17 protein-coding genes are annotated in these 15,085 nt (G+C 71.6%); 12 read left to right on the top strand and 5 right to left on the bottom strand.

Annotation, left to right across the window (positions count from 1 at the left end; all coding sequences use genetic code 11):
* Nucleotides 1–79: 79 nt before the first annotated feature.
* The 6 genes from ACTWPW_RS15840 to ACTWPW_RS15865 all read left to right on the top strand — a co-directional run bounded on the left by ACTWPW_RS15840 (nucleotide 80) and on the right by ACTWPW_RS15865 (nucleotide 5,274).
* Nucleotides 80–1,282 (top strand): sensor histidine kinase, encoded by a 1,203-nt coding sequence (locus ACTWPW_RS15840; protein ID WP_443169127.1) that lies wholly within the window; start codon nucleotides 80–82, stop codon nucleotides 1,280–1,282.
* Complete coding sequence (locus ACTWPW_RS15845) at nucleotides 1,279–1,941, top strand: response regulator (protein ID WP_375110557.1); 663 nt, start codon at nucleotides 1,279–1,281, stop codon at nucleotides 1,939–1,941. The genes ACTWPW_RS15840 and ACTWPW_RS15845 overlap by 4 nt, the downstream gene beginning before the upstream one ends.
* A 146-nt stretch (nucleotides 1,942–2,087) precedes the next feature.
* Nucleotides 2,088–2,687: a sulfite oxidase-like oxidoreductase gene (locus tag ACTWPW_RS15850; protein WP_375110556.1), complete on the top strand. Its 600-nt coding sequence runs from the start codon at nucleotides 2,088–2,090 to the stop codon at nucleotides 2,685–2,687.
* Nucleotides 2,688–3,413: a ferredoxin reductase gene (locus tag ACTWPW_RS15855; protein WP_375110555.1), complete on the top strand. Its 726-nt coding sequence runs from the start codon at nucleotides 2,688–2,690 to the stop codon at nucleotides 3,411–3,413.
* A 1-nt stretch (nucleotide 3,414) separates the two neighbouring features.
* Nucleotides 3,415–3,681, top strand: a complete 267-nt coding sequence (locus tag ACTWPW_RS15860) for a DUF6510 family protein (RefSeq protein WP_375110554.1) — start codon at nucleotides 3,415–3,417, stop codon at nucleotides 3,679–3,681.
* Between the two features lie 189 nt (nucleotides 3,682–3,870).
* Nucleotides 3,871–5,274, top strand: coding sequence for an LCP family protein (locus tag ACTWPW_RS15865; protein ID WP_375110553.1), 1,404 nt, complete (start codon nucleotides 3,871–3,873; stop codon nucleotides 5,272–5,274).
* A 3-nt stretch (nucleotides 5,275–5,277) separates the two neighbouring features.
* Here ACTWPW_RS15865 and ACTWPW_RS15870 read toward each other — a convergent pair whose 3' ends face one another.
* Together ACTWPW_RS15870 and ACTWPW_RS15875 are read right to left on the bottom strand one after the other, a co-directional pair.
* Nucleotides 5,278–5,844 carry an NADPH-dependent F420 reductase gene (locus tag ACTWPW_RS15870; protein ID WP_364111822.1) on the bottom strand — a complete coding sequence of 189 codons (567 nt, stop codon included), beginning with the start codon at nucleotides 5,842–5,844 and terminating at the stop codon, nucleotides 5,278–5,280.
* Between the two features lie 141 nt (nucleotides 5,845–5,985).
* Entirely contained in the window at nucleotides 5,986–6,582 is a 597-nt protein-coding gene (locus ACTWPW_RS15875; RefSeq protein ID WP_375110552.1) for a TetR/AcrR family transcriptional regulator, read from the bottom strand.
* Nucleotides 6,583–6,647: 65 nt separating this feature from the next.
* On the opposite strand from ACTWPW_RS15875, the gene ACTWPW_RS15880 reads away from it, so the two are divergent.
* Nucleotides 6,648–7,928: a cytochrome P450 gene (locus ACTWPW_RS15880; protein ID WP_443169128.1), complete on the top strand. Its 1,281-nt coding sequence runs from the start codon at nucleotides 6,648–6,650 to the stop codon at nucleotides 7,926–7,928.
* Here the strand turns inward: ACTWPW_RS15880 and ACTWPW_RS15885 are convergent.
* The gene (locus ACTWPW_RS15885) at nucleotides 7,891–8,061 is read right to left on the bottom strand and encodes a DUF3073 domain-containing protein (protein ID WP_375110548.1); all 171 of its coding nucleotides are present in this window, start codon (nucleotides 8,059–8,061) and stop codon (nucleotides 7,891–7,893) included. The genes ACTWPW_RS15880 and ACTWPW_RS15885 overlap by 38 nt on opposite strands.
* Nucleotides 8,062–8,149: 88 nt before the next feature.
* Between ACTWPW_RS15885 and ACTWPW_RS15890 the strand changes: the two genes are divergently transcribed.
* Nucleotides 8,150–8,482: an ArsR/SmtB family transcription factor gene (locus tag ACTWPW_RS15890; RefSeq protein WP_090938046.1), complete on the top strand. Its 333-nt coding sequence runs from the start codon at nucleotides 8,150–8,152 to the stop codon at nucleotides 8,480–8,482.
* A gap of 130 nt (nucleotides 8,483–8,612) precedes the next feature.
* Nucleotides 8,613–9,491, top strand: a complete 879-nt coding sequence (locus ACTWPW_RS15895) for a 1,4-dihydroxy-2-naphthoyl-CoA synthase (protein WP_375110547.1) — start codon at nucleotides 8,613–8,615, stop codon at nucleotides 9,489–9,491.
* A gap of 29 nt (nucleotides 9,492–9,520) precedes the next feature.
* On the opposite strand, the gene ACTWPW_RS15900 is transcribed toward ACTWPW_RS15895, so the two are convergent.
* On the bottom strand, nucleotides 9,521–10,363 hold the full coding sequence (locus ACTWPW_RS15900; RefSeq protein ID WP_443169129.1) for a hypothetical protein: 843 nt from the start codon (nucleotides 10,361–10,363) through the stop codon (nucleotides 9,521–9,523).
* Nucleotides 10,364–10,475: 112 nt separating this feature from the next.
* Between ACTWPW_RS15900 and ACTWPW_RS15905 the strand changes: the two genes are divergently transcribed.
* A complete protein-coding gene (locus ACTWPW_RS15905) occupies nucleotides 10,476–11,390 on the top strand; it encodes an aminoglycoside phosphotransferase family protein (RefSeq protein WP_443169130.1) in 915 nt (304 codons plus the stop codon).
* Here the strand turns inward: ACTWPW_RS15905 and ACTWPW_RS15910 are convergent.
* On the bottom strand, nucleotides 11,380–12,303 hold the full coding sequence (locus tag ACTWPW_RS15910) for an NADP-dependent oxidoreductase (RefSeq protein ID WP_443169131.1): 924 nt from the start codon (nucleotides 12,301–12,303) through the stop codon (nucleotides 11,380–11,382). The two genes, ACTWPW_RS15905 and ACTWPW_RS15910, sit on opposite strands and share 11 nt — an antisense overlap.
* A 196-nt stretch (nucleotides 12,304–12,499) precedes the next feature.
* Here ACTWPW_RS15910 and ACTWPW_RS15915 point away from each other — a divergent pair, with 196 nt between their 5' ends.
* Together ACTWPW_RS15915 and ACTWPW_RS15920 are read left to right on the top strand one after the other, a co-directional pair.
* Nucleotides 12,500–12,988 (top strand): hypothetical protein, encoded by a 489-nt coding sequence (locus ACTWPW_RS15915; protein WP_375110543.1) that lies wholly within the window; start codon nucleotides 12,500–12,502, stop codon nucleotides 12,986–12,988.
* Nucleotides 12,988–15,081 (top strand): flotillin family protein, encoded by a 2,094-nt coding sequence (locus ACTWPW_RS15920; RefSeq protein WP_375110541.1) that lies wholly within the window; start codon nucleotides 12,988–12,990, stop codon nucleotides 15,079–15,081. The genes ACTWPW_RS15915 and ACTWPW_RS15920 overlap by 1 nt, the downstream gene beginning before the upstream one ends.
* Nucleotides 15,082–15,085: the final 4 nt, after the last annotated feature.

Here is a 15,085-nt window from a genome sequence, read left to right on the forward strand (position 1 = left end):
GGGTACATCCCCGGGAGTAGTGCCGAAATCCGCCCGGGCGCCGAGGGACGTTTCCCCGTACAGGCTCTAATGTGCAGGAATGAGCTTTGTGCGCGGATGGCGCCCTCTCGCCACGGACGCGGCTCTGGCAGTCGTCGTGGGCACCATGTTGTGGCTCACCGTGGTGGTCAACCCCAGCGCGGGGACCATCGACTTCGTCGCCGTCCTGATCGGCTCGGCCGCACTCGTCGGCTGGCGCCGGGCACCTCTCGTGCCGCTGGTGGTCAGCACGATCTGCATGCTCGTCTACTCGGCTCACGCGCAGCCGGGCCCGCCCGTCGCCTTCCCCGTGCTCGTGGCGGTGTTCGGCTCGGTGCGTACGGGCCGCAGGCTGCTGCCCACGCTGGCCGGCGTGGCCTTCCTGGGCACCACCCTGGCGGTGAACCTGGCCAAGACCCCCGGGGGCGACCCGCAGACGATCGTGCAGAACACGACGCTGCTGCTGGGCTGGTTCCTGGCCGCCGCGGTGATGGGGACGGTGACCAGGCACCGGCAGGCGTACCTAGAGCAGGCCGAGCAGCGCGCGGCGGAGGCCGAGCGCACCCGGGAGGAGGTCGCCCGCCGCCGGGCGGGCGAGGAGCGGTTGCGCATCGCCAGGGAGCTGCATGACTCGCTCACCCACTGCATCTCGGTCATCAAGGTGCAGGCCGGGGTGGCCGTTCATCTGGCGCGCAAGCGCGGCGACGAGGTGCCGGCGTCGCTGCTGGCGATCCAGGAGGCCAGCGGGGACGCCATGCGCGAGCTGCGCGCCACGCTGGAGGTGCTGCGCGACACCGACGACCGGGACGGCCTGGAGAGCGACCCCGGCCAGGAGGACGGCGTGCCCGCGGCCAGCGGCCTCGACCGGCTCGACGACCTGGTGGACCGGGCCCGCTCGACCGGCCTGCCCGCCACGGTGACCGTCTCCGGCCGGCGCCGGGAGCTGCCCGCCGAGGTGGACCGGGCCGCGTACCGGATCGTGCAGGAGGCGCTCACCAACGTCTCCAGGCACGCGGGCGGGGCCGCCGCCTCGGTGCGCATCGACTACGGCGGCGACGAGCTGGTCGTGCAGGTGGACGACGACGGCACGGCCAGCGCGGAGGCGCCGCCCGCGCCCGGCGTGGGCCTGCTGGGCATGCGCGAGCGCGTCACGGCCCTCGGCGGCCGGCTGCGGGCCGAGCCTCGCGCCGAGGGCGGCTTCACCGTACGCGCGGAGCTCCCGCTGCGGGTGCCCGCGGAGCTCACCATGGGGGACCCGACGTGATCCGCGTGCTGCTCGTGGACGACCAGGCGCTCATCCGCGGCGGCTTCCGCGCGCTGCTGGAGGCCGAGGACGACTTCGAGGTGGTGGCCGAGGCCGCGAACGGCGAGCAGGCCATCGCCCTGGCCCTGGAGCACCTGCCCGACGTGGCGCTCGTCGACGTGCAGATGCCCGTGATGGACGGCATCGAGGCGACCCGGCGGATCGCCGCCGACGAGCGGCTCAGCGACGTCCACGTGGTGATCCTCACCAACTACGGCCTCGACGAGTACGTCTTCGACGCCCTCCGGGCGGGCGCCGGCGGCTTCCTGGTCAAGGACACCGAGCCCGAGGACCTGCTGCAGGGCGTCAGGGTGGCGGCCCGCGGCGACGCCCTGCTGTCCCCCGCGATCACCCGCCGCCTGATCGGCGAGTACGTCGCCCGCCGCCCGGAGCCGGAGCCCGAGGGGCTGGACGTGCTCACCAACCGCGAGCGCGAGGTGACCGCGCTGGTGGCCCGCGGCCTGTCGAACGACGAGATCGCCGCGCACATGGTGATCAGCCCGACCACCGCCAAGACGCACGTCAGCAGGGCCATGACCAAGCTGCGCGCCCGCGACCGCGCCCAGCTCGTGGTCTTCGCCTACGAGTCCGGCCTGGTGACGCCACGAGCGGGTCGTTGACCGCACGGGCGGGTTGGTGACGCCACGAGCGGGTCGTTGACCGCACGGGCGGGTTGGTGAGGCCACGGGCGGGTCGGTGACTCCACGGGCGGGTCGGTGCCGCCCTTCCGCGGCATGCGTGGTGAAATGGGGCTCGGGGAGGCGACGTGGGCATCATTTCGCGGGGTTTTCAGGGGAAGCGCAGAGACGCGGGCGACCGGCTGCCGCCCGGCCAATACCTGGTCGAGGACTTCCCCGTGCTGTCGGCGGGGCCGACGCCACGGATCCCGCCGGACCGGTGGGAGTTCGCCATCGACACCGAGGCGGGGCAGACGCACCGGTGGTCGTGGGCGGAGTTCATGGCGCTGCCCAGCGAGACTCCCACGGTGGACATCCACTGCGTCACCAAGTGGACGAAGCTGGACACCACGTGGGAGGGCGTCTCCCTCGACGTGCTCTTCGAGGACGTCGAGACCGCCGCTGAATACGCGCTGGTCCACTCCTACGGCGGCTACACCACGAACCTGCCCCTGGAGGACCTCCTCGACGGCCAGGCGTGGATCGCGCACCGCTTCGACGGCGAGGAGCTGGAGCCCCGGCACGGCGGGCCGGCCCGGCTGATCGTCCCGCACCTGTACTTCTGGAAGTCGGCCAAGTGGGTGCGCGGCATCCGGCTGCTGAACGAGGACTGGCCCGGCTTCTGGGAGACCGCCGGATACAACAACTACGGCGACCCGTGGCGCGAGCAGCGCTACGAGGGCGACTAGGTGCGCCGCCTGGTCTGGCGGCCGGCCGAGCTGGTCGAGAGCGTGGCCGAGACCTCCAGCGCCCGCACGCTGCGCTTCCGGATGCCCGGCTGGCCAGGACATCTGGCGGGCCAGCACGTCGACGTGCGGCTGACGGCCGACGACGGCTACACGGCGCAGCGCAGCTACTCGCTGGCCGCGCCGGCCGACGGCGACCTGGTCGAGCTGACCGTGGAGACCGTGCCCGACGGTGAGGTGTCGCCGTACCTGACCGACGTGATGGAGGTCGGCGACCAGATCGAGATCCGCGGGCCCGTGGGCGGCTGGTTCGTCTGGCGTACGGAGAGCAAGGCGCCGGTGCTCCTGGTCGGCGGCGGGTCGGGGATCGTGCCGCTGATGGCCATGATCAGGGCGCGCCGGCTGGCGGGCAGCCGCGTGCCGTTCCGCCTGATCTACTCCCTGCGCGACCCCGAGCGCCGCTACTACGCCGAGGAGCTGCGCCGCCCGGACCCGGGGCTCGACCTCACCTACCTCTACACCAGGTCGGCGCCGGACGGGCTGTCCCGCCCGGCCGGCCGCATCATGCTGGACGACCTGGCCGAGGGCGGCTGGCCGGCCTCGTTCGAGCCCGACTGCTACGTCTGCGGGCCCACGGCCTTCGTGGAGGCGGCGGCCGACCTGCTGCTCGCGCTCGGGCACGCCCCCGAGCGCATCCGAACCGAACGTTTCGGTCCCACCGGAGGCTGACATGACCGCAGAACACCTGGACGGCAACGTGCTGGCGGGCCCGCTGGGCGAGATCTTCGCGGTGGACGTGACCTCCGCGACCGGCCGCTGCGCGAGCTGCGGCCTGACCGGCCCGGTCGCCTCGCTCCGCGTGTACGGCCCCGACCCCGGCCTGGTGGCCCGCTGCCCCGGCTGCGAGGAGGTCGTCCTCAGGCTGGTACGCGCCCCCGGCACGGCCTGGCTCGACCTGCGCGGCACGGTGTCCCTGCGGATGAACGTCCCCGACTGAGTCGACCGGCTGAGCCGACCGGCTGGGTTGACCGGATGGGTTGACCGGATGGGTTGACCGAGTGAGCTGACTGGGGACGCGGGATCGTGCCCGACCGAGTACGATCGGGCACGTTCAATGGCCGAGATCTGTACGGCGAGGCTCTTGGCCATGGGCGGCGGCCCTCGGCCCCGTCCCTGTTGGAGTCACGTGAGCAGCGGGCTTGTCGACGCGCCGCCTTCCGAGCCCGGCGCGCCCCGGCGGCGTCGCCGTCCCTGGCTGCGCTGGGCGATCGCGGTCACGGTGGCCGTGGTCCTCCTGGTCGTCGGCGCGGCGGTGGGCGTCTTCGCCCGGCTGACCGGCAACATCAAGCACGACGACGTCACCGCCGAGGATCTCGGCGCCACCCGCCCGCCCAAGGTCGCCGGCACCGCCATGAACGTCCTGGTCGTCGGCTCCGACCAGCGCGACGGCAAGAACGCCAGATACGGCCGGGTCGCGGGCGAGCGCACCGACACGATCATGCTGGTCCACGTGTCGTCCAAGCGCGACAACGCGATGGTCGTCAGCTTCCCGCGCGACTCGCTCGTCCAGCTCCCGGCCTGCCGCGCCACCGGGGCCTTCCCGGGGCAGCGGGCGCACCTCGGCATGATCAACGAGTCGTTCAACTCCGGCGGCATCGGCTGCACCTGGAAGACGATCGAGTCGCTCACCCACGTCCACATCGACCACTTCGTGAAGGTGGACTTCACCGGCTTCAAGGGCATCGTGAACGCCGTCGGCGGCGTCGAGGTCTGCCTGCCCGAGCCGGTCAACGACAAGAAGGCCCTGCTGCACCTGCCGGCCGGCCGGCAGACGCTCGACGGCGAGCAGGCGCTCGGCTACGTACGCGCCCGCTACAGCCTCGGCGACGGCTCCGACATCGGGCGCATCCAGCGGCAGCAGATGTTCATCGCCTCGATGGTCAAGAAGGTGATGAGCGGCGAGACGCTCACCGACCCCGCCAAGCTCTGGGGCATCCTCGACGCGGGCACCAAGGCCGTCACCACCGACCGCGGGCTGACCTTCGGCGTCATGAAGGACCTGGCGACCAGCCTTCAGGGGATCGATGCCGGCAAGATCCGCTTCATCACCACGCCGTGGCACTACTCCCTCACCCAGCCCGGCCGGGTGGAGTGGGTGCAGCCGCAGGCGGGCCGGCTCTTCCAGATCGTGGCAAAGGACCAGAGCGTCGAGGGCGTCAAGGGCGGCCAGGCCAAGGTGGGCCGCTCGAAGATCCAGGTCGAGCTGCGCAACGGCACCTGGCGCACGGGGCTGGGCACCCAGGTGGCCGCCTTCCTGGAGCAGCGCGGCTATCACATCTCCAAGATCGGCGACACGGCCCGCAAGCCGCAGGCGAAGACCACGATCCTCTACGGCCCGAACGGCGAGACCCGCGTGCCGACGCTCTCCGGCGACCTCCTGAAGGCCGCTCCCAGGCAGGTGGCGGCCGCCCGTACCAACCGGCTGGTGCTGGTCGTCGGGGACGACTGGCAGGGCCTCAAGCCCCTGCGCGCCGACGACACGGAGGCGATCAAGGGCTTCGACGCCACCCACGACACCTGCGCGACCTGACGGTCAGAGGGCCTCGGACAGGCCGCCCCCGTCGATGGCGGTGAACCCGGCGTCCTCGATCAGCGGCACCACGGCCTTCTTGGCCCCGTCGTCGTCGCCCCAGTAGGGCATGTCGGCCCGCGGACCGCCCCGCTGCCCGGCGGTGCCGAGCTCCAGCAGTTCGTTGGGGTATTTGGTGTTGAACGTACGCACGAGGCGCACGTCGGTGCCGAGCACGTGCTGCTGGTACTGCGGGCTGGTCAGCCCGCCGGGCACGGCCACCACCACGGCCGCGCCGTCCCGCTCGCCGATCGGGTTGCTCGGGTCGACGACGATCTTGCCCGCGAGCGCGTCGCCGAGCTCCTCCACCACGGCCGGGAACGCCTCCCACCCGACCGCCAGGACGACGACCTCACCGAACCGGATGGCCTCGAGCGGCGAGCCGCCCCGGGCCTGGCCGTCGGCGGCTCCCGCGGCGGCCGCCACCCGGGCGGGCTCGGCGTCGCTGAAGAACACGTCGTGGCCCGCCACCGCGAGCAGGCGGCCGAGCGGCGAGCCCAGCCTTCCGGAACCCACGATTCCTATGCGCATGTCTCGATCTCCTCGTCATCCGGGGATCTGCCCAGACCCGCCGGTGACATTCCTCACAGGAGAGACCTTTGCCCCGCGCCTCCCATCAGGTGATGGGAACGCCCGGCGGGGCTGCCTGCCGACGACGGCCAGGGCGCCGGCTCAGGTGACGAGAGCGCCCAGCGCGCCGAGGGCGTCGACGACCTGGCGGGAGTCCGGCGTGGCGGCCGGGTCGAGGAGCCACTGCAGCATCAGCCCGTCCGAGATCGCCACCAGCACCGACACCATCACCTCGGGCGCCATCGGCAGCTCGACCCCGAGCTCCGCCGCCGCCCGCCGCATCATGTCGGCGCCCGCCACGCGGCTGCGCGTGTAGGCGTCGGCCAGCTTCTCCCGCAGCACGGGCGCGCGCAGCGCCGCCGGGTAGCCCTCGACGCAGAGCACGAGCAGCGGCCGCAGCTCCTCGAACGCGTCGACCAGCTCGGCCATCGCGCGTTCGAGCATCTCCCTGGGGCTGCCCAGCTCGGCGCCGAAGACCGACTTCTCCACCCGCTCGGTCCACTGCTCGAAGACCGTGGCGATGGCCTCGTTGAGCAGCGCGTCCTTGCCGCCGAAGTGGTAGCCGATGGAGGCCAGGTTGGTGCCGGAGGCGGCCACCAGGTCTCGGGCGGTCGTGTGGGCATAGCCCTTCTCCTGCAGGCAGCTCACCGCTCCCGCCAGCAGCCGTTCGCGGTATCCACCGGCGTCTGTTCGTGCCACGGGATCCATGCTACAGATGTATACGAGCGTCTATGACGTACGTACATCTATAAGAGGAGACGACGATGATCCCTCCGGGACCGAGGCTGCCCGCGGTCGTGCAGACCGCGTGGTTCATGGCCGACGCGCCGCGGGCGTTCGAGCGCTACCACCGCAAGTTCGGGCCGATCTTCACCGTCCGCTACTCCGGCTTCCCGCCGGAGGTCTACGTGACCACAGGCGAGCTCGCCGAGCAGGTCTACCGGACCGACCAGGGCGGCGGCCGCGCGGGCGAGGCGCGGCGGGACTTCCTGGAGCACATGGTGGGCGCGCATTCGGTGCTCACGCTGGACGGCGACCCGTGGTGGCGGCACCGCAAGACGCTGAACCCGCCGCTACGCGCCAAGCAGGTCGCCGGCTACCACGACGACATCGCCGCGATCGCGGCGGAGAAGATCGGGACCTGGCCGCTGGGCAGGCCGTTCGCCCTGCGCGACCGCATGCAGGAGATCACGCTGGAGATCATCATCCGGCTGATCTTCGGCATCAGGGACGCCGGCCGCATCGGCCGCCTGCGCGCGCTGCTGCCCGAGCTGATCGAGACCGGCGGCTCCATGCAGTCGACCATGCTGCCCGAGCGGCTGCGCGGGCCCGTGGGCCGGGTGCCGTTCCTGTCGTACGGCCGGTTCCTGCGGCTGCGCGCCGAGGTGGACTCGATCCTGTTCGACGAGATCCGCCGCCGCCGTGCCGCACCCGGCGGGACCGACGTGCTCGGCCGGCTGCTGGAGACCGAACTGGACGACCAGGAGATCCGCGACGAGCTGATCACCATGCTCATCGCCGGGCACGAGACAACCGCGACCGGCCTGGCCTGGGCCTTCGAGCGGCTCCTGCGCATGCCCGAGATCCTGCGGCGGCTGCCGGACGACGAGCCCTACCTCGACGCCGTGGTCAAGGAGGTGCTACGGGTGCGGCCCGTCGTCTACGAAGCGCCGAGGCTGCTCGACGCCCCGCTGCGGCTGGGTGACTACGAGATCCCGGCCGGATGGTACGCCGGACCGTACATCCCACTCGTGCACCGTGATCCCGCCGCCTTCCCCACGCCCGGACAGTTCCGTCCTGAACGCTTCCTGGAAGGGCACCAGAGCAGGGCCTGGATGCCCTTCGGCGGCGGGCGGCGCTTCTGCGTCGGAGCGCAACTGGCGCTCCTGGAGATGCGCGTCATCATCCGCGAGGTGCTGAACCGCCTGGAGCTCACGGCGCCCGATCAGGCACCGGAGGCCAGGCGGCTGAAAAACGTCACCCTGGCACCCGCGAAGCTGACCCGAGTCATCGCCCGCGCTCGGACTCCTGCTCGGACGGCGTAGGCGGGTAGCGGTCCTCGCGTCGCGTGTCCGCGCCCAACTCCTCGCGAAGCCGGTCGTAGTCGATGTTGTGGTTGGTGTACTTCAGCTGGCGAGCGACCTTCGTCTGCTTCGCCTTGGCTCTTCCTCGGCCCATGGCTACTCCCTAGTCCCCGCTGTCCATGCTATCCAACAACGTTACGACTTGAAGAATTATGCAACTGCGCTGGATTAGTCTGGGCTATATGCACGTGGAGGTCCACCAGGCCAAGGCCGACTTCTTCCGAACGCTCGGCCACCCCGCTCGCATCCGAGTGTTGGAGCTACTCCAGGAAGGGCCGCTTCCCGTCAGGGACCTGCTGGCCCAGATCGACATCGAGGCCTCGAGCCTCTCCCAGCAGCTCGCAGTCCTGCGCAGAGCAGGAATCGTGAGCGCCATCCGCGAGGGCAGCACCGTGGTCTACACGCTGGCCACGCCCGAACTGGCCGATCTGCTCGGCGCCGCCCGGCGCATCCTCACCGACATGCTGGCAGATCAGGGGGAACTGCTCGCGGAGTTGCGGGCCGAGGTCACCTAGCCGGCGTCCCGGTGTCAGGGGTCTCCCTGGCACCTCTGGGCGAACGGCTTCCGGAGGGCTGCCGGCGTGTCCCCGTCCGTGCCCGGGCGCGGACGGGGGGCCGGAAGCCGGATCCGTTAGGCTCTCCGCCATGGTCTCCGAGCTGTTCGATCCCAAGGCGTGGCAGGCGGTCGAGGGATTCGACTTCACCGACATCACCTACCACCGGGCTGTCGACCAGGGCACCGTACGCATCGCCTTCGACCGCCCGGAGGTCCGCAACGCCTTCCGCCCGCAGACGGTGGACGAGCTCTACCGCGCGCTCGACCACGCCCGGCAGACCACCGACGTCGGCTGCGTGCTGCTGACCGGCAACGGGCCCTCGCCCAAGGACGGCGGCTGGGCCTTCTGCTCCGGCGGCGACCAGCGCATCAGGGGCAAGGACGGCTACCAGTACGCCGACGGCACGCCCTCGACCGGCCGCCTGCACATCCTGGAGGTGCAGCGCCTGATCCGCTTCATGCCCAAGGTCGTGATCTGCGTGGTCCCCGGGTGGGCCGCGGGCGGCGGGCACAGCCTGCACGTGGTGGCCGACCTCACCCTGGCCAGCGCGGAGCACGCCCGCTTCAAGCAGACCGACGCCGACGTGGCCAGCTTCGACGGCGGCTTCGGGTCGGCCTATCTGGCCCGGCAGGTCGGGCAGAAGTTCGCCCGCGAGATCTTCTTCCTCGGTGACACCTACACCGCGGCCGACGCCCACCGCATGGGCATGGTCAACGCCGTGGTGCCGCACGAGGAGCTGGAGCAGACGGCCCTGGAGTGGGCGCGCAAGATCAACGGCAAGTCGCCGACGGCGCAGCGGATGCTCAAGTTCGCCTTCAACGCCGTCGACGACGGGCTGGTGGGGCAGCAGGTGTTCGCGGGCGAGGCGACGCGGCTGGCGTACATGACGGAGGAGGCCGCCGAGGGGCGCGACTCCTTCCTGGAGAAGCGCGAGCCCGACTGGTCGCCGTTCCCCTGGCACTACTGATCCCGCCCGCGCCGCGCCCCTGTCCCGGGTCAGGCGCAGGCCTTGCCGATCGGGGTGGCTACCGTGCGGTGGCGGAGGTAGCGGTCGATGGCGTGGGGTGCGTCGTGGTTCTGGACCTCGACCTGGCTGAGCGGCGTGCCCCAAGGCGGATCCAGCGGGTGGCCGAGCGCGACGATGTCGTTCACGTCGTACGTGGTCAGCCACGGCACGCCCGGGTGCTTGGTCCCCTTGGCCAGCAGGTTGCGCTGGACCGTGGGCAGCCCGAGCGGCGAGCCGGCCGTCACCCAGAGCGCCACCCGCTGCCGCAGCCCCTCCTCCACCAGCAGGTCGCGCGCCACCACCGTGCCCAGGCTGTGCGAGACCAGGACGACGGGGCCCGAGGCGGGCAGGGAGCGGCGTACCTCGGCCAGGACCGGCTGCCGGCCGTGGCTGAGGTACACGGCGACGTCCTGCAGGAAGATCTTGATGATCTCCTTGTCCACGCTGGTGCGCTGGGAGACCCACGCGAGCATGCGGCGGGCCAGCGCCCACGTCAGGACGTCCTCGATGCCCAGCGCCGCCGGCGGCGCCCCCGAGGTCATGGCCAGGTCCGCGATGAGGCTGCGTTCGAGCTCCCCGACCTCCTGCGGCAGGAAGGGGTGGAACGGCATCTCCTCGGTATCGCCCTCCGGCAGGCTCTCCAGGACGTCGGCGCGCCTGGCGGCCTCGGCGGTGACCCGGTGCAGGACGTTGCCGTAGTAGGGCAGCACGGCCCGCGTGGTCAGCGCGGCGGTGCCGAGCCCGGCGCACAGGGCGGCGCGCCACTCCTCCAGCAGCACCAGGGGGTCCCTGCCCTCCTGGCCCCGCCCGTGGATGAACACGATCGTCGTCATGGCCATCCCCTCCATCCATGATGGCTGCAGCGTAGGCACGGGGTTTCCGGGCGCGCCTCAGGGTGCGTATTGGGGGAAGCCCTAGACCCGCGGCCCTTGGCAGACTGGGGGCATGAGGATCAAGGTTCCGGAGGCGCTGGCCGCGTCCCACCTCAAGTACGACGAGGACGCCGGGCCGGCCTGGACCGCCGGGCTGCCGGCGCTGGCCGAGCGCTATCTCGACGAGTGGGACCTGCGGCTGGACGGCGAGCCCGCCCATGGGATCGTGGCCCTCGTCCTGCCCGTCGTACGCGCCGACGGCACCAGGGCCGCGCTCAAGCTCCAGCCCGTCACCGGCGAGACCGCCGACGAGGCCGTGGCCCTGCGCGCCTGGGCGGGCGACGGCTGCGTGCGGCTGCTCGACGCGGACCCGGAAACCGGCACCCTGCTGCTCGAGCGCCTCGATGCCGGCCGGTCCCTGGCGGCCGTGCCCGACGTCATGGAGGCCCTGGAGACCGTGGCCGGCCTGCTGCGCCGGCTGGCCGCCCACCCCGCGCCCGAGGGCGTGCGCCGCCTGGGCGACATCGCGCGGGACATGCTGGACGACGTCGGCGAGGCACTCGCCGTGCTGCCGCGGGAGCGGGACCGGCACTGGCTGCGGTGGTGCGCCTCAGCGGTCGCCGAGCTCGTCGCCGAACCCGGCGACCGGCTGCTGCACTGGGACCTGCACTACGACAACGTGCTGGCCGCCGACCGGGAACCGTGGCTGGCCATCGACCCCAAGCCGCTGGCCGGCGACCCCGGCTTCGACCTGATGCCCGTCCTGTGGAACCGGTGGGACGAGGTGGTCGCGACCGGCGACGTGCCGCGCGCGGTGCTGCGGCGCTTCGACTTCATGGTGGACGGGCTCGGCATGGACCGGCGGCGGGCGGCGGGCTGGACGCTCGGCCGGGCGTTGCAGAACTGCCTGTGGGACGCGCAGGACGGCGACCGCGAGCTGAGCGAGATCCAGCTCGCGATCGCCGAGGCGGTGAGCGTCAGATGGTGATGACGATCTTGCCCTGGCCGTGGCCGGTCTCGATCTCCCGGTGCGCGTCCGCGGCCTCCTCCAGCCGGTACGCCCGGCGCACCGGGAAGGTGAACGCCCCCTCGGCGTACAGCCGGGCGTAGCGCCCGAGCCGCTCCGCGGAACGGTCGCCCTGGACCAGCCGCACGCCCAGCTCGGCCGCCTTGGCATGCTCGACCAGCGTGACGATGCGCCCCCGGTCCCGGACCAGCTCGATCGAGACCTCCAGCGCGTGCCCGCCGGCCCCGTCCAGCGCCGCGTCGATCCCGGAGGGCGCCAGCGCGCGCACCCGGTCGGCCAGCCCCTCCCCGTAGACGACCGGGATGGCGCCCAGGGCGCGCAGGTAGTCGTGGTTGGCCTCGCGGGCGGTGCCGATCACGGTGGCCCCGCGCCTCCTGGCGATCTGCACGGCCGCCGTGCCCACCGACCCGGCCGCGCCGTGCACGAGCAGCGTCTCACCCTCGGCCAGGCCCATCCGGTCGATGGCCAGCTCGGCCGTCTGCACGCCCGCGGTCAGCCCGCCGGCCACCTCCCACGGCACCTCCGCGGGCTTGGCCGCCACGTTGGCCGCCGGCACGACGGTGTACTCGGCGTAGGCGTTCAGCGCGGTGAACCCGAGCACCTCGTCCCCCACCGACACCCCGGAAACGCCCGTGCCCACCTGGTCCACCACGCCGGCGAACTCGTTGCCGGGAACGCGCGGGAAACCCGGGTCCTCGATGTACGGCGGCAGCCACCCCGCCCGTACAGCCGCGTCGAAGGGTTGCACACCGGCCGCCCGCACACGCACCCGGACCTGCCCGGGACCCGCCTGGGGCGCGGGCAGCTCCATCACCTTCAGCACCTCGGGACCGCCGGGTTCGGCGAACGCCGCCGCTCTCATCACTTCGCTCATGGAGCCGAGCCTGCTACCTCAAGCACAGTTGAGGTCAAGTCGCAGACCGTTTGGGGAACTTTCCCCTTTAGCTGCGCTTTATCTGTATATAGTCCGACAGGACATCACAGGGGGACGGGTACACCGAGGCGGGATGACCGACTTCTTAGACATCGCACTGAGCTTTCCGACAGTCATTTTCACTTTCCTTCTCGTGGTGGTCGCCGGCTATTGGCTGGCCGTCATCACCGGCCTGTTCGAGCTGGATGACGACGCCGCGTGGCTGGGACTCGGGGGAGTCCCGGCGGGGGTCGCGCTGTCGCTGCTCGTCGCGCTGGCCTGGCTGCTGTGCCTCATCGGCGGCGTGGTGGCGAGCGGCGGCCTGCTGGTCGCCGTCCCCTTCGCCGCACTGGGCCTGGCCTGGCTCGCCACGAGGGCGCTGATGCCACCGCTGAGCAGGCTGTTCCCCGAAGGAGACCGCCGCTCGCGCGGCGACTTCGTGGGCCAGATGTGCGTGATCCGCACGGGCACGGCCACCCCGGACTTCGGCCAGGCCGAGGTCACCGCCGCCGACGGCTCGTCCGCGGTCGTGCAGGTGCGCACGACCGGCCAGGACCGCCTGGCACGCGGCGACAACGCACTCATCTTCGAATACGACAAAGACGGCGAATTCTTCTGGGTCATGCCGTACGAAAGTGAGCACTGATGGACGTCATCTCCACCGGCTTCGGCGTATTCCTCGCCGTCATCCTGGTCATCGTGATTGGCCTGCTCCTCGTCATCGGCCGCCTTTTCCGGAAGGTGGAGCAGGGCAAGGCGCTCATCGTGTCGAAGGTCAACAAGGTCGACGTGACATTCACCGGTGCCGTGGTCCTGCCCGTCGTCCACAAGGCCGAGATCATGGACATCTCGGTCAAGACCATCGAGATCGAGCGGACCGGCCGCGAGGGTCTGATCTGCCGGGACAACATCAGGGCCGACATCAAGATCACGTTCTTCGTCCGCGTGAACAAGACCGCCGAGGACGTCATCAAGGTCGCCCAGGCCATCGGCACCGCGCGGGCCAGTGACGAGACGACGCTGCAGGAGCTGTTCAACGCCAAGTTCTCCGAGGCGCTCAAGACCGCCGGCAAGCACCTCGACTTCGTCGACCTCTACACCAAGCGCGACGAGTTCCGCGACGAGATCGTCCGGCTGATCGGCACCGACCTCAACGGCTACAGCCTCGAGGACGCCGCCATCGACTACCTGGAGCAGACCGCGCTGGCCCAGCTCGACAAGAGCAACATCCTCGACGCGCAGGGCATCCGCAAGATCACCGAGCTGACGGCGATCGAGCACGTGCGCACGAACGAGTTCCGGCGCAACGAGGAGAAGGAGATCACCCGCCAGAACGTGGACGCCCGCGAGGCCATCCTCGAGCTGGAGCGCCGCCAGGCCGACGCCGAGCTCAAGCAGCGGCGCGAGATCGAGACCGTCAAGGCCCGCGAGGAGGCCGAGGTCGCCCGCGTGCAGGCCGAGGAGCGGCTGCGCGCCCAGGCCGCGCACATGAAGACCGACGAGCAGCTCGGCGTGCAGAACGAGAACCGGGCCCGCGAGATCGCCGTCGCCGAGAAGAACCGCGAGCGCGTCATCGCCATCGAGACCGAGCGCATCGAGAAGGACCGCCTGCTGGAGGTCATCGCCCGCGAGCGGGAGACCGAGCTGTCGCGGATCGCCAAGGACAAGGAGGTCGAGACCGAGAAGCGCTCGATCGCCGAGGTCATCCGGGAGCGCATCGCGGTCGACAAGACCGTGGCCGAGCAGGAGGAGTCCATCAAGCGGCTGCGCGTGGTCGAGGAGGCCGAGCGCACCCGCCAGCAGGTGATCATCGCCGCCGAGGCCGAGGCCCAGGAGAACCTGGTCAAGGACATCAAGGCGGCCGAGGCCGCCGAGGCCGCCTCGAAGTTCCGGGCCCGCGAGGAGCTCGTGCTGGCCGAGGCCCGGCAGCAGGCCGCCGAGCTGGAGGCGCGGGCCAAGATCCGGCTCGCCGAGGGCGTGCAGGCCGAGACGGCCGCGAGCGGGCTGGCGCAGGTCCAGGTCAGGGAGCGGGACGCCGACGCCATCGAGAAGGTGGGCCGCGCCGAGGCGCTGGTGCTGAAGGAGCGGCTGGCCGCCGAGGCGGACGGCGCCCGGGCCATGGCGCTGGTCGAGGGCGACCGGCTCAAGGCGCAGGCCGAGGGCCAGCAGGCGATGGCGCTGGCCGGGGCCGCGGCGGTGGGCGAGAAGCTCAAGGCCGAGGCCGAGGGTCTCACCCAGAAGGCGGCCGCCATGGCGGCGCTGGACGACGCCAGCAGGGGGCACGAGGAGTACCGCCTGCGCCTGGAGGCCGACAAGGAGATCCGCCTCAAGCACATCGACGTCACGCGGCAGGTGGCCGAGTCGCAGGCGAGCGTGCTGGCCGCCGGCCTGGCCAAGGCCAACATCGACATCGTCGGCGGCGACACGATGTTCTTCGACAAGGTGGTCGGCTCGATCACCGCGGGCAAGGTGGTCGACGGCTTCGTGGACCACTCGGCGGTCGCGGGGGCCATCGTCTCGCCGTACCTCAACGGGAGCGCCAGCCTGGCGGCCGACCTCGCCGGCGTGATCGGCGGCGTGAGCACCGAGGACCTCAAGAACGTGACCGTGTCCGCGCTGCTCATGCGGCTCATCCAGGACGGCGGCCCGCAGTCGCCGGCGCTCGGTGAGCTGCTGGAGACGGCCCGCCGGCTGGGCGTGGCCGACTCGCCGGTGGCGGCGCTGGCCGGCGCCAAGTGAGCGC

Origin of the sequence: Nonomuraea sp. KM90, assembly GCF_052246675.1 — a bacterium.
Lineage (GTDB): Bacteria > Actinomycetota > Actinomycetes > Streptosporangiales > Streptosporangiaceae > Nonomuraea.

Bases quoted from the DNA above. Each gene is read 5' to 3' on its own strand.
- ACTWPW_RS15840 (WP_443169127.1), top strand. From the start codon at position 80: ATGAGCTTTGTGCGCGGATGGCGCCCTCTCGCCACGGACGCGGCTCTG.
- ACTWPW_RS15860 (WP_375110554.1), top strand. From the start codon at position 3,415: ATGACCGCAGAACACCTGGACGGCAACGTGCTGGCGGGCCCGCTGGGC.
- ACTWPW_RS15870 (WP_364111822.1), bottom strand. From the start codon at position 5,844: ATGCGCATAGGAATCGTGGGTTCCGGAAGGCTGGGCTCGCCGCTCGGC.
- ACTWPW_RS15880 (WP_443169128.1), top strand. From the start codon at position 6,648: ATGATCCCTCCGGGACCGAGGCTGCCCGCGGTCGTGCAGACCGCGTGG.
- ACTWPW_RS15885 (WP_375110548.1), bottom strand. From the start codon at position 8,061: ATGGGCCGAGGAAGAGCCAAGGCGAAGCAGACGAAGGTCGCTCGCCAG.
- ACTWPW_RS15890 (WP_090938046.1), top strand. From the start codon at position 8,150: ATGCACGTGGAGGTCCACCAGGCCAAGGCCGACTTCTTCCGAACGCTC.
- ACTWPW_RS15895 (WP_375110547.1), top strand. From the start codon at position 8,613: ATGGTCTCCGAGCTGTTCGATCCCAAGGCGTGGCAGGCGGTCGAGGGA.
- ACTWPW_RS15900 (WP_443169129.1), bottom strand. From the start codon at position 10,363: ATGACGACGATCGTGTTCATCCACGGGCGGGGCCAGGAGGGCAGGGAC.
- ACTWPW_RS15905 (WP_443169130.1), top strand. From the start codon at position 10,476: ATGAGGATCAAGGTTCCGGAGGCGCTGGCCGCGTCCCACCTCAAGTAC.
- ACTWPW_RS15910 (WP_443169131.1), bottom strand. From the start codon at position 12,303: ATGAGCGAAGTGATGAGAGCGGCGGCGTTCGCCGAACCCGGCGGTCCC.
- ACTWPW_RS15920 (WP_375110541.1), top strand. From the start codon at position 12,988: ATGGACGTCATCTCCACCGGCTTCGGCGTATTCCTCGCCGTCATCCTG.